The following is a 12754-nucleotide window of genomic DNA, read 5'->3' as shown; positions in this document are numbered from 1 at the left end:
GGCAAAACTATTGCTTTAATTATATTTGAGGATCGAATGTCTCAAAACACGGAAACTGAAAAACCAATAAATTTTGATGAGATACGTTTAGATCCTATTTCGCATATACATCGGGAAAACAACCCGCAATTTATTGCTTCTTTAGCACGCGGTTTAGAACTTTTAAGATGCTTTTCTGCAAATAATCAGGTGCTTGGCAACCAAGAATTAGCAAAAATGACAGGTTTACCTAAACCGACCATTGCACGTATTACCAATACCCTTGTGTCATTAGGTTATTTAAAACAATTGCCTAACTCGACCAAATATACATTAGATATTGGCGTTTTATCTTTAGGATATGCAGCATTATCTAACATCTCGATTCGTAATATTGCTCATCAATATATGGAAGAGATGAGCCAGTATGTTCAAGCGCCTGTAGCGATGGCAACGCGTGATCGCTTAAATATGGTGTATATCGATGTTGTGCAAATTGAAACTGCATTAAACATGCGCCGTCCAATTGGTTCAACTTTACCACTGCATAGCAGTTCAATGGGCCGAGCATGCTTAGCTGCGACCCCTGAACGTGAACGCAACTTTCTACTTGATGCACTAAAACAAAAGAACCCCGAAAACTGGCCAGCCATAAAACGCTCTTTAGAACGAGCTTTCCGTGATTATCAAGATTATGGATATTGTTTGTCGTTAGGTGAGTGGCATAAAGAAGTGAACTCGGTGGCTGTACCTTTGGTTAGTTCTAAACACGGTCTTTATGTTTTTAACTGTGGTGCGCCAAGTTTTCATTTAAATCCAGAAAAACTTGAAGGTGAAATTGGACCACGTTTAATCCACATGGTGCACAATATTCAAGATGCTTTGAATGAAACGCACTAACAATCGTGCTTAGACAGTCATGGTTGTGTTGATTAAGGTTCCACTTTCATTATGACTATAGGCATGATGAAAAACGCACTCTATACCCCAACCATTATTTTAATGGCGATTGCCGCAGGCATTTGTACAGGTGGAAATTATTTTAGTCAGCCACTTATTCACTCAATTAGTGTAAGCCTAAATTTAACCGAAACAACCACAGCGTGGGTGCCCACTCTAGCCCAAATCACCTACGCATGTGGCTTACTCTTTTTAATGCCATTAGGGGACATAATAGAAAAGCGCAAGCTACTATTTATCTTTATGTTATTGGCTTCAAGTGGATTAATTATTAGCGGTTTTTCGCACAATATTTATCTTTTACTGCTTGGCACTATCATTACTGGTTTATTTTCCAGCGCAGCCCAACTGTTGTTACCGCTTGCTGCAAGTCTGGTTCCAATTCAACAAAGTGGCCGTGTCGTAGGCTTTTTACTGAGTGGACTGATGATGGGGGTTTTAATCGCCCGCTCCCTTTCTGGACTGATGTCTACACTTTTTGCATGGAATATTATTTATCTGGTTAGTGGTTTTCTGTTACTTGTGATTGCCTTTATTTTGCATCGTAATATCGGGTTATTTCCACCGACTAAATCTGAAAACTATGCGAAAACCATTCGTTCTTTACCACAGATTTTTATTCAAAATCGACGTTTAAGGACTAGAACTTATATTGGTGGTTTTACATTTGCATGCGTGAGTTTAACCTTTACCACCATGTCGTTGCTTTTGGCTCCGGCGCCCTATTTTTTTAGTGACTTTACCATTGGCCTTTTCGGTTTTGTTGGCGTGTTAGGAACTTTCGTTGCTAATTTTTCAGGCAAATTTATTGACCAAGGCTATATCCATAAAATTTCAATTTATTGCGGCATTGGCCTTATATTAAGTTGGATTCTTTTTTCACTTTTACCCTACCATTTTGCTTTTTATATTATTGCCTTACTCATTCTCTACGCTTCTCTTTCTGCTGTACATGTCACCAATCAAAGTATTGTATTTAAACTTAATCAAGAATTACGTTCACGGTTTAATGCCATTTATATGACAGGTTACTTTGCTGGCGGCGCTTTAGGCACAACAGCGGGAAGTTATGCTTGGAAACACTTTGGATGGACAGGTGTATGTATTTTAGGCTTAATTTTTGCCGTTTTATGTCTTTATTATTGTGTACGTGATGCAAAAAATCAGCACAATTAAAACTTGTGCTGATCTCAAAATAGGCTAATAGTTCGTTATAAAAGCCCTGATAAACGTCCGCGAATAATATCTTCTGCCTCTTTGACAATTCGGTTAACCAGTTCATCGCATGTCGGAATATCATGAATCAAGCTAGCCACCAACCCACATGACCATGCTCCTGCATTAACATCTCCATCAATCATGACTTTTGGATAAACCCCTGCAACTTCTTCAATAATATCTTCAAACTTAATGTTATCACCGAGTGCTTTTTCTTTTGCCACGATTTTTTCTACGGCCGCATTATTCATGACACGTTCAGTATTTCGCAAAGCACGCATAATTAAACGCGTATCTCGTTCGGTTGCATTCAGAATCGCCTGTTTCACATTTGCATGTACGGGAGCTTCCTGAGTCGCAATAAAGCGCGTTCCCATATTAATTCCATCGGCTCCCATCGCTAAAGCAGCCGCGAGTGAGCGCCCATCTGCCATACCACCTGAGGCAACAAACGGGATGTCTAATGCATCGGCTGCTAAGGGCAATAAAATCATATTTGGCACGTCATCTTCACCAGGATGCCCACCACACTCAAAACCATCTACAGAAACCGCATCACATCCAATTTGCTGAGCTTTTAAGCTATGTCGAACCGAAGTACATTTGTGAATTACTTTAATACCAGCAGCCTTTAAATATGGCATCACCTGTTCAGGATTACGCCCTGCTGTTTCTACAATCTTTACGCCACCTTTAATAATTGCCTCTACAAAACCCGGATAATCAGGAGTATTTACGGTAGGTAAAAAGGTTAAATTTACCCCAAAAGGTTTATCGGTCATTTCTCGGCAACGTGCAATTTCTTTTGCCAGATTTTCAGGTGTACGCTGAGTCAGGCCAGTGATAATACCTAACCCGCCCGCGTTCGAAACCGCAGCAGCAAGCTCTGCAAAACCAACATAATGCATACCGCCTTGAATAATTGGATGCTCAATTTCAAATAGTTCTGTAATTTTGGTCTTCATATTCTTTCCACTCACTGTTCTATAGCCAGCCTCTTATTTCCCTAGCAGGGCTAGATGCTTATTTACACATAAATCCTATCAGTATTTAAAGTAATTTAAGTTAAAAATTTCACAATACAAAATTTTATACCACAATATAAAACAAAATAATTGATAACGGAATTATTTTTCGATAGCATCAGTTTAAATTTTAGACGGAAAATTATTTAAAGGAATGAACGATGCAGCAGAACAACAAAACCCAAAGCGAGCTTAAAACAGGCACAATTCATAAGTATTTTGATAGAAATATACTAACGCTCACCATGAGTAATGCCACTAAAAAGAATGCAATTAATTATGAAATGTATGCAGCTTTAAGTCAGGCATTAGATCAAGCTGCAACCAATCAAGACATTCATGTGGTTGTGCTTACTGGTGAAGACTCCGCATTTACCAGCGGCAATGATGTAAACGCATTTGAAAAACGAGATACCACCACTTCAGAACCACCCGCTTCGATTGTTTTCTTAAAAAGCTTAGCAACTTTTCCAAAACCGATTATTGCTAAAGTAAATGGTGTGGCAATTGGCATTGGCAGCACTATGCTTCTACATTGCGACCTTGTATATGCAAGCCAAAACTCTATTTTTCAGTTCCCCTTTGTGAATTTAGGGCTTGTACCTGAAGCGGGTTCAAGTTACATCTTGCCAAGATTATTGGGCTTTGCTCGAGCTTCGGAAATTATTTTACTCGGTGAAAAGTTTTCGGTGGAACAAGCAAAAAATTATGGTCTGGTAAATGAAATATTTGAAGCCAATGAGCTGGATCAAGTGGTTGAAGATGTGGCAATTAAACTTGCTCACAAACCAAGCCAAGCCTTACAGCTCAGTAAAAAGTTACTAAGAGATATGCCAATTGATGATCTACTCAATCGTATTGACCATGAGTCGACTATTTTCTCGCATTGTTTACAAGGTTCCGAGTTTAAAGAAGCATTAAGTGCTTTCAAAGAAAAACGGAAACCGAACTTTCATAAGCAAACAGCCTAAAGCTTACCCAATAAAAAGCCAGCCTTGAAAAAAACAAAGCTGGCTCTTATAAATGGATCAAATAGGTTTAGCTAATCTCGGTACGAATATTATTCACCATATGTAAAAGACGTGGTGCAATATCTTCTTCGAGTTTTTCACGGTTCATAATAAAGCTTGGACCACCACAGTTAAACACCAATAAACCATGTTGTTCATGAATGAGTGGAACCGCAACCGAATTGACATCTTTATGCCATTCGCCAATAGAAAAACAGTATCCAAAATCTTGGTAATCTTTAAAGGCTTTGTCTAAATCACGGTTAATTTTGATCCAGTCTTCTTTGTGCTTGTTACGAATGGCATTAAGTAAGAACTCTCTTTCATCTTCAGGCATTGCAGCTAAACACGCACGTCCCATCGAACTTAAATGAATCGGTAAATAGGTTCCAACTTGACGGCGCATGGTCATATTGCCTTTGCCTTGCACCACATCAAGATAAATCATGTTCAGTCGATCACGTGTTGCCATGGCTACAGCAGCGCCAGCATAGTCTGCCAAATTTTTCATATATGGATGAGCAATAGAGCGAATCGATACGTTAGACAGCATCGAATAACCAAACGCAAGAACTCCAACTGAAAGCTGAAATTTGCTTGAGTTAGGTACTTGTTTGATATAACCCAAACGCGACAAGGTATGTGTGAGGCGAGTAATGGTTGGTTTTGGCAAACCTGTCATCTGAGCAAGCTCTTGATTGCCCAAATGCTGATGTTTAGGCGTAAAACAACGTAATAGCTCTAAACCACGTGCTAATGCAGTAATAAATTGACGATCATTTTCATCCTGCATGTCTTCAATCGGATGTAATAATTCATGCCTTAAAGGCGCTAATAATTTTTCTGTCTGTTCTGCATCAACTGCATCATTCATTGTCATACCAATCCATATTTTGTTTCGCACTGCGAAAATTATAATCTATTTTTTCTATAAATAGCAAAAGAGCAAACATCCTAGTCTGCATTTTAAAGATAACTTCATTTAACTTATTAAAGCGAAAGATTAAATATTTTATTTTCTGATTTTAAATATAATTTTAATCTTCCGCTTCTAAGCCACCTACCCAATTACGCCCTTTTCTTTAAGCTCTGCTAGTTTTTCTGAAGAAACTATTCGCCCCAAAACGGCCTGCGTATGCTCACCCAACAGCGGAGGTGCTGTTTTGTACTCAACTGGCGTTCTAGAAAGTTTGATTGGTGACCCAATTACCTTCAGTTTTTCACGTTGAGGATGGTTCATCTCGACTAACATTTCACGGGCAATCACTTGCGGTTCTTGAAAAGCTTGTTCCAAGTTATTGATTACACCTACGGGAACTTTAGCAGCATAAATTGCATCTACCCATTCATCTGCTGTTTTTGTTAAAAAGTGAGTTTGTAAAATTCCGATAATTTCATCGCGATGCTTAATGCGATTTGCATTTCGGGCAAAACGTGCATCGTTTGGTAAATCGGGTAAACCAATACTTCGACAGAGTTGAATAAACTGAGTGTCATTTCCACACGCGATAATAAAATCACGGTCAGAAGCTTTGAACACTTGATAAGGCACAATATTAGCGTGTGCATTGCCATAACGCTTAGGGATATTTCCTGATGACAAATAATTCATTCCCTGATTTGCCATTGTGGCAATTTGAACATCAAGCAAAGCCATATCAATATATTGGCCTAAACCCGTCACATGGCGGTTGAGTAAAGCAGCCTGTATGGCAATCGTAGAATAAAGTCCCGTGGCTAAGTCAGAAAATGCAACGCCTACTTTTTGTGGACCACCACCCGGCAAATCATCACGCTCACCTGTAACTGACATGAGTCCGCCCATGCCCTGAATAATAAAGTCATAACCGGGCTCTTCTGCTCTTGGGCCAGTTTGACCAAAACCAGTAATCGAGCAATACACCAGTTTAGGGTTAATCGCAGATAAAGACTCGTAATCCAAACCGTACTTCTTTAAAGAACCCGCTTTGTAGTTTTCAATCACGACATCGGTATCTTGAATAAGCGCTTTAATCAATTCTTGGCCATCAGGATTGGCAATGTCGATGGCAACCGATAGTTTATTGCGGTTGGTTGACTGATAATAAGCGGCTTCTTGAGTATCTTGGCCTGAGTCATCTTTCATCCAAGGTGGTCCCCAAGAACGGGTATCGTCACCAACTTTCGGCCGTTCAATCTTGATTACTTCTGCGCCTAAATCGGCAAGAATCTGCCCACACCAAGGCCCAGCCAATACCCGACTTAAGTCAAGCACCCGAATTCCATTTAAAGCACCCATCTTTATCCCACTATATTTTGTGACTTATTTCCTATAGGAAAACTTATCCATTTAAAATTTCGCATAGCGATATATATTTTTAATATACACACCTCTTTTGAAAAATCAAACTTTAATTTTCCACTAAAAATAATGATTTTTTACAAGAAAATATAGCTTAAATAAATCAACAAATTAGCCAAATATAAATCAACAACAGAGTATCGCATTGCGAAATTAATTTTCAAAATATATTGTTTTGCGTTCGTCCTTTGATTACTATCACTTCAAATATTGGTGATTTTACGAACATCACATTGATGTTTTCTGCATGTAGTAAAAGGACGAGACTATGATTCGAGATCAGGAAACCTTAAATCAACTTGTTGATATGATTCGACAATTTGTTGAAGGTGTATTAATTCCTCATGAGAATGAAGTCGCTGAAACGGATGAAATTCCTCCAGATATCGTTGAGCAAATGAAAGCTCTCGGTTTATTTGGTTTAACCATTCCTGAAGAATACGAAGGTCTTGGCCTGACGATGGAAGAAGAAGTCTATGTGGCTTTTGAATTGGGTCGTACCTCTCCTGCTTTTCGTTCTCTCATTGGGACCAATAATGGCATTGGCTCAAGTGGCCTGATTATTGATGGGACCGAAGCACAAAAATCCTTTTTCTTACCGCGTTTAGCACGTGGTGAAGTGATCAGCTCTTTTTGCTTAACCGAACCGGATGCAGGTTCTGATGCGGCATCTTTAAAAACCAGTGCAGTAAAAGATGGCGATTTTTATGTGTTAAACGGCACCAAACGTTTTATTACCAATGCACCTCATGCTGGTGTATTTACAGTCATGGCACGCACAAACTTTGACATTAAAGGTGCTGGCGGCATTTCTGCTTTTATCGTCGATAGCCAAACTCCGGGCATTTCTCTTGGCAAACGCGATAAAAAAATGGGGCAAAAAGGCGCACATACCTGTGACGTTATTTTCGAAAATTGTCGCATCCCTGCTTCCGCACTCATTGGTGGTGTTGAAGGTGTTGGTTTTAAAACAGCCATGAAAGTACTCGATAAAGGCCGCTTGCATATTGCGGCTTTGAGCGTCGGTGCAGCAACACGAATGCTAGACGATTCTTTAAATTACGCCATCGAACGCAAGCAATTTGGACAACCGATTGCTGAATTTCAACTCATTCAAGCCATGCTTGCCGACTCAAAAGCTGAAATTTATGCCGCTAAATGTATGGTCTTAGACGCTGCACGCCTACGCGATGCAGGACAAAACGTTAGCACTGAAGCCTCATGCGCAAAAATGTTTGCAACCGAAATGTGTGGCCGCGTTGCTGATCGCTGCGTACAAATTCACGGCGGTGCGGGTTATATCAGTGAATATGCCATTGAACGTTTTTATCGAGATGTTCGTCTGTTCCGTCTCTATGAAGGGACCACTCAAATTCAACAAATGATTATTGCCCGAAACATGATTCGCGCTGCGTCTTAATCAAATTTTAAGCACTTTAAAACGACTTGAAGTGCTTTTTATCAAATGTAGGTAATGGATTATGGCTACAAATTACAAAGACGGTTTTTCTCGTATACAACCTCATACGTGGAAAATAGCATTTATTTTTGCATTTCTAGCACTATTGGTAGATGGAGCAGATTTGATGCTGCTGTCTTATAGCTTAAATAGTATTAAGGCAGATTTTGGATTAAGTTCAGTACAAGCAGGTATGCTTGGCAGTTTTACATTAGCAGGTATGGCTGTTGGTGGAATTTTTGGGGGATGGGCGTGCGATAAATTTGGTCGCGTGCGCATTGTGGTTATTTCTATTTTAACTTTCTCGCTCCTCACCTGTGGCTTAGGTTTCACCCAAAGCTTTCTTCAATTTGGTATTTTAAGATTTTTTGCATCACTGGGTTTGGGTTCACTTTATATCGCCTGTAATACCCTCATGGCCGAATATGTTCCAACCCGTTATCGCACTACAGTACTGGGCACTTTACAAGCTGGCTGGACCGTCGGCTATATTGTTGCGACCTTGCTTGCAGGTTGGATTATTCCTGATCATGGCTGGCGCATGCTGTTTTATGTTGCGATTATTCCTGTTGTTATTGCTGTCCTCATGCATGTGCTTGTACCAGAACCAGAAGCATGGCAAAAGTCTCGACTACAACAACCAGTCATGGCTCAAAACGCATCGAAAACCTCGGCATTTAAGCTTATTTTCCAAGATAAACGAAACCGTAATATGTTTATCTTATGGGCGTTAACGGCAGGCTTTTTACAGTTTGGCTACTATGGTGTAAATAACTGGATGCCTTCATATCTAGAAAGCGAACTGGGTATGAAATTTAAGGAAATGACCGCCTATATGGTAGGTACATATACCGCCATGATTTTAGGTAAAGTCCTTGCGGGCATGATGGCAGATAAATTAGGGCGCCGTTTTACTTATGCTTTTGGTGCAATCGGCACTGCTATTTTCTTACCTCTGATTGTCTTTTATAACTCGCCAAGCAACATTCTATATTTACTGGTGACCTTTGGTTTCCTCTACGGCATCCCGTATGGCGTAAATGCAACCTACATGACCGAAAGCTTTGGGACAGCAATTCGCGGTACAGCTATTGGTGGTGCTTATAACGTCGGACGTTTAGGCGCTGCATTAGCCCCTGCAACGATTGGTTTCTTAGCCTCTGGCGGCTCAATTGGTTTAGGTTTTGTCGTCATGGGCGCTGCCTACCTCATTTGTGGTGTGATACCAGCCCTATTCATTAAAGAAAAAATATACGACCCACAAAAGTCGTAAAAAGATCTATCAAATAGGTCATATGCCTATCTGATTGATAGTGCTAACGATCGAAACATGTTTTTTAAATCGTTAGCCAAAAATAAGGAATTGACGTTTCAAAGTTATTCCTTATTTCCACATATGTAGAGTTTATTACTCTTCATTTTAATTTTTTAGGTAAGCTTAGCTCCCAAGGGAGCTAAGCTTAAAAATATATTGGCCTAAATTATCTTTAAGGTCGTTCACCCTGCTCCAAACGGCGTTCAATATCATCTAGTATGTTTGGTAAGTCAGCGACACTATCAATCACATAGTGAGCGCCTGACGCATTCATTTTTTGGTATGCCTTATCTTTTAGCACAATTTGTTCATCGGCCGATAATGCGCTCCACTCTTCATAGCTTAAACCGACTTCATTGCCACTAATTGCAAGTCCTACTGTCCAACATCCCGCATTTAAACCTTCATCAATACCCACCACGGTATCATCTACTTTTACAACAGTTTTGATGTCCGATACGTCGAGTTGAATTAAGTTCTTCCATAACATTTCAGGATATGGACGGCCATATTTCACGTCGCTAGCAGTAACGATACAGTCCGGTCGGTAACCCTGATCAGCAGCATCTTTAACTAAACGACCAATCATCATGGATGCATAGCCCGTGTTACTGCCAATTTTTGCACCACGCTTTTTAATATTTTCAAAAGTAGCTAATGCCCCCGGAATTAAAGCAGAACATTTCGGAATAGAATTTAACTGGTACGGAATAAAGTCTTTATATAAACGGTCAATATCTGCTTCAGTTGCCGCCTGCCCGTATACTTCCTGCCATGCCGCTGCTACACGCGGCATTTTTAAAACAGCTGCAATATGGTCACGTTTTTCTAACCCCATTGGGGCACGCGCTTCTTCAACCGTAATTTCAACTTTATTGTCTTTAAATAAAGCCATAAAAGCTAAAATTGGTGCGCGTGAGCCAAAATCTACTGTTGTACCAGCCCAGTCAAAAACCACAGCCTGAATTTGTGTGTTGTTGGTTGTCATGATGTATCCCCTTAATTTAATAAAAATTATGCTGTTACAGCTTGGTTTAGGTGGTTTTCGCAGTAGCTCGCAATTGCAGCAAGAAGCCCTTCAATATCTTGAATATAAACTTCGCCAATATTGCCTATACGGAAGCAGTTGAGATCTGTGACTTTGCCCGGATAAATTACATAGCCTGATTTTTTTAGCGTTTCATAGAATGACTGAAAGCTAAATTTCTCGGCTGTTGGGTAAAGAAAAGTGGTAATGATGGGTGATTGTAGGCACTCTTCACCAAGTACCAACTCAAAGCCAAGTTGTTGCATACCTTTAGATAAGGTTTGTTGGTTTTGTAAATAACGTTGATAACGTGCAGCAACACCGCCTTCTGTCTCAAGCTCAAGTAATGCTTGATAAAATGCACGTACCACATGGGTTGGCGAGGTAAAACGCCATTTGCCGTTATGCTGCTCCATGGTATTCCACTGATCATACAAATCGAGGCTAACCGAACGTGCCAAACCTTTACATGCTTCTAGACAATCACGCTTTGCCAAAATAAAGCCAAAGCCCGGAACACCTTGAATACATTTATTTGCACTTGAAATTAGAAAATCAATTTCAAGCTCAGCCATATCCATAGGTACTCCACCAAATGAACTCATGGCATCCACAATCCAGATTTTTCCTGCCGCTTTAACTAAACGGCCTATCTCTTGAATCGGGTTTAAAATACCAGTGGTGGTTTCACAGTGCACACAAGCAACATGACTAATGGTTTTATCTTTTAAAACACGCTCAACTTCTTGTAAATCTGGTGTTTGGGTTTCTAAATAGTTCAGCTCGATCACTTCAATATTTAGGCAACGCGCCATTTGCACCATACGTGCACCATATGCGCCATTATTAATGATCAAGATTTTGCCATCACGTGGAATAGCTGACCCAAGCACAGACTCCACAGCAAAACTTCCACTGCCTTGCATTAACACAGCCGTATATTTTTCAGGTTCGCTGGTTGCCAACTTTACCAGTCGATTACGAATATCTTGTACCAGCGAGTTGTATTCTTGGTCCCAAGTACACCAGTCTTTTTGCATGGCACGGCGTACTGTTGCCGATGTTGATAATGGTCCTGGAGTAAGAAGCAAATACTTGTTCTCTAAATCCATATCGAGTTGGGGTTGCATGTTCATAATGTTACTCATTTCTTTCGCGTTCATTTCAATATACATCAATCTGGTTTAAACCAGATGACAAACTAGTAAATATTTTGTTCTAATATTTCTTTCATAAAGCCAGCCCCTGTAGTCATGCCTTTGCCAGCAATCGCACTCACCAGAAAGATATTTTTTTCAGCTTCAGTGACACAGGCCAACTCATGTTCATGGGTCAGGTAATAACCATTCCAACGTTTTTGAATTGGAGGTAAATTCAGCCCTAGTTTTTCATGGCAGTAAACTTGGATAAATTCATTAATCTCTTCACGCTGCTCGAACTGAGGCGCTTCATTAATCGAATGATATTCATGACTATCGCCTACGATCAGTTCGCCAAATTCGTTTTGTTTAATCAGAATATGAATACCGAATTCTTTAATGAAACCCTGTTGTGACGCTTTAACCAGCTCAGCATGACTTGGGCAAATTTCAAAAGCCGGATAACGTGAAATAGATAAGCCTGAATAAAGAGAAGCATTTAATTTTTGGTGAAACCGTTGAGTCAGGGCCATTTGTAAGCCACAGCGTTTCAGATTCAAGCTTTGTAAGAGATCCGGATATAAAACATCGATGATTTCACCGTGGCAGATCAAAACTTTATTTGCCCGATATGCCTCGCCACTTGCCAAGCGAACCTGACAAATTTCATGTTGATATTGGGTTTGAACGACACAAGCATTGGTATAAATATTTACGCCTTTTCTTTCGGCATATGCCAATAGTCGCTGCCCAACCACATGCGGTTCGACCGAATAATCTTCTTCAAAAACCAAACCGCCTTGAAACTGCTGCGAAGGATTTAAATAAGAAAATTGGGTGACCAATTCCTCATGGCTAAACAAATGAACTGGAATTTGGTAATTATTTGCACGCTCGGCAAACTCATTTAAAACCTGCCATTCAAGTGCCGTGTTTGCCAGATAGACACCTTGGCGTTGAGCAAACGAAATATCGGTTTCAGTTTGAATACGCTGATAAAAAGAACGCGTTTCAAGCGCGTACTTTCGCCACTGTTGCTCTGGATGGGTTAAGGTCGATGTTCCGACCATGCCGAAATTACGGCGAGTTGCGCCCACAGGCTTGGCATTTTTCTCGAAGATGCAAACTTTCAAGCCTTGTTCTTGTGCCTGTATTGCAGCGGACAAACCTAAAATACCGGCTCCGACAACAATTAAATCAAACTGTGCATTATTCATAAGACTTCCAATTTGCGAAATTTAGGATGAATAAACCCTTGCCTTGTTGAACAAAGCATTTCGT

Annotated in this window: 11 protein-coding genes; 5 read left to right on the top strand and 6 right to left on the bottom strand. The window is 40.2% G+C overall.

Annotated elements, in window-relative coordinates:
• The first annotated feature begins 36 nt into the window (after window positions 1-36).
• Window positions 37-879 carry an IclR family transcriptional regulator gene (locus EG365_RS15610; RefSeq protein WP_000081482.1) on the top strand — a complete coding sequence of 281 codons (843 nt, stop codon included), beginning with the start codon at window positions 37-39 and terminating at the stop codon, window positions 877-879.
• Window positions 880-942: 63 nt separating this feature from the next.
• A complete protein-coding gene (locus EG365_RS15605; RefSeq protein WP_000977183.1) occupies window positions 943-2115 on the top strand; it encodes an MFS transporter in 1173 nt (390 codons plus the stop codon).
• Window positions 2116-2150: 35 nt separating this feature from the next.
• Here the strand turns inward: EG365_RS15605 and EG365_RS15600 are convergent, their stop codons facing one another.
• Window positions 2151-3122, bottom strand: a complete 972-nt coding sequence (locus tag EG365_RS15600; RefSeq protein WP_000850354.1) for an NAD(P)H-dependent flavin oxidoreductase — start codon at window positions 3120-3122, stop codon at window positions 2151-2153.
• 221 nt (window positions 3123-3343) lie between these two features.
• On the opposite strand from EG365_RS15600, the gene EG365_RS15595 reads away from it, so the two are divergent.
• Window positions 3344-4153 carry an enoyl-CoA hydratase gene (locus tag EG365_RS15595; protein ID WP_001186963.1) on the top strand — a complete coding sequence of 270 codons (810 nt, stop codon included), beginning with the start codon at window positions 3344-3346 and terminating at the stop codon, window positions 4151-4153.
• Between the two features lie 67 nt (window positions 4154-4220).
• Here the strand turns inward: EG365_RS15595 and EG365_RS15590 are convergent, their stop codons facing one another.
• Window positions 4221-5066 (bottom strand): IclR family transcriptional regulator, encoded by an 846-nt coding sequence (locus EG365_RS15590; RefSeq protein WP_000996083.1) that lies wholly within the window; start codon window positions 5064-5066, stop codon window positions 4221-4223.
• A gap of 186 nt (window positions 5067-5252) precedes the next feature.
• Complete coding sequence (locus tag EG365_RS15585; RefSeq protein WP_000501101.1) at window positions 5253-6470, bottom strand: CaiB/BaiF CoA transferase family protein; 1218 nt, start codon at window positions 6468-6470, stop codon at window positions 5253-5255.
• A gap of 331 nt (window positions 6471-6801) precedes the next feature.
• On the opposite strand from EG365_RS15585, the gene EG365_RS15580 reads away from it, so the two are divergent.
• The gene (locus EG365_RS15580) at window positions 6802-7953 is read left to right on the top strand and encodes an acyl-CoA dehydrogenase family protein (protein ID WP_000617419.1); all 1152 of its coding nucleotides are present in this window, start codon (window positions 6802-6804) and stop codon (window positions 7951-7953) included.
• A gap of 61 nt (window positions 7954-8014) precedes the next feature.
• Complete coding sequence (locus tag EG365_RS15575) at window positions 8015-9265, top strand: MFS transporter (protein WP_000224800.1); 1251 nt, start codon at window positions 8015-8017, stop codon at window positions 9263-9265.
• A 214-nt stretch (window positions 9266-9479) separates the two neighbouring features.
• Here EG365_RS15575 and phnX read toward each other — a convergent pair whose 3' ends face one another.
• Genes phnX through EG365_RS15560 form a run of 3 tightly spaced genes read right to left on the bottom strand, consistent with a single transcriptional unit; the run spans window position 9480 to window position 12690 of the window.
• Window positions 9480-10295, bottom strand: a complete 816-nt coding sequence (gene phnX / locus EG365_RS15570) for a phosphonoacetaldehyde hydrolase (protein ID WP_000210526.1) — start codon at window positions 10293-10295, stop codon at window positions 9480-9482.
• 26 nt (window positions 10296-10321) lie between these two features.
• Entirely contained in the window at window positions 10322-11509 is a 1188-nt protein-coding gene (phnW, locus tag EG365_RS15565) for a 2-aminoethylphosphonate--pyruvate transaminase (RefSeq protein ID WP_000275148.1), read from the bottom strand.
• A 26-nt stretch (window positions 11510-11535) separates the two neighbouring features.
• Complete coding sequence (locus EG365_RS15560) at window positions 11536-12690, bottom strand: TIGR03364 family FAD-dependent oxidoreductase (protein ID WP_001057858.1); 1155 nt, start codon at window positions 12688-12690, stop codon at window positions 11536-11538.
• Window positions 12691-12754 lie beyond the last annotated feature (64 nt).

It is taken from the genome of Acinetobacter sp. FDAARGOS_494 (assembly GCF_003812225.1).
In the GTDB taxonomy this organism is placed as follows: domain Bacteria; phylum Pseudomonadota; class Gammaproteobacteria; order Pseudomonadales; family Moraxellaceae; genus Acinetobacter; species Acinetobacter baumannii.
This window is presented reverse-complemented; position numbering and strand designations above follow the sequence as displayed.

Coding starts and splice junctions, on each gene's coding strand:
- EG365_RS15610 (WP_000081482.1), top strand. CDS start 37: ATGTCTCAAAACACGGAAACTGAAAAACCAATAAATTTTGATGAGATA.
- EG365_RS15605 (WP_000977183.1), top strand. CDS start 943: ATGATGAAAAACGCACTCTATACCCCAACCATTATTTTAATGGCGATT.
- EG365_RS15600 (WP_000850354.1), bottom strand. CDS start 3,122: ATGAAGACCAAAATTACAGAACTATTTGAAATTGAGCATCCAATTATT.
- EG365_RS15595 (WP_001186963.1), top strand. CDS start 3,344: ATGCAGCAGAACAACAAAACCCAAAGCGAGCTTAAAACAGGCACAATT.
- EG365_RS15590 (WP_000996083.1), bottom strand. CDS start 5,066: ATGAATGATGCAGTTGATGCAGAACAGACAGAAAAATTATTAGCGCCT.
- EG365_RS15585 (WP_000501101.1), bottom strand. CDS start 6,470: ATGGGTGCTTTAAATGGAATTCGGGTGCTTGACTTAAGTCGGGTATTG.
- EG365_RS15580 (WP_000617419.1), top strand. CDS start 6,802: ATGATTCGAGATCAGGAAACCTTAAATCAACTTGTTGATATGATTCGA.
- EG365_RS15575 (WP_000224800.1), top strand. CDS start 8,015: ATGGCTACAAATTACAAAGACGGTTTTTCTCGTATACAACCTCATACG.
- phnX (WP_000210526.1), bottom strand. CDS start 10,295: ATGACAACCAACAACACACAAATTCAGGCTGTGGTTTTTGACTGGGCT.
- phnW (WP_000275148.1), bottom strand. CDS start 11,509: ATGTATATTGAAATGAACGCGAAAGAAATGAGTAACATTATGAACATG.
- EG365_RS15560 (WP_001057858.1), bottom strand. CDS start 12,690: ATGAATAATGCACAGTTTGATTTAATTGTTGTCGGAGCCGGTATTTTA.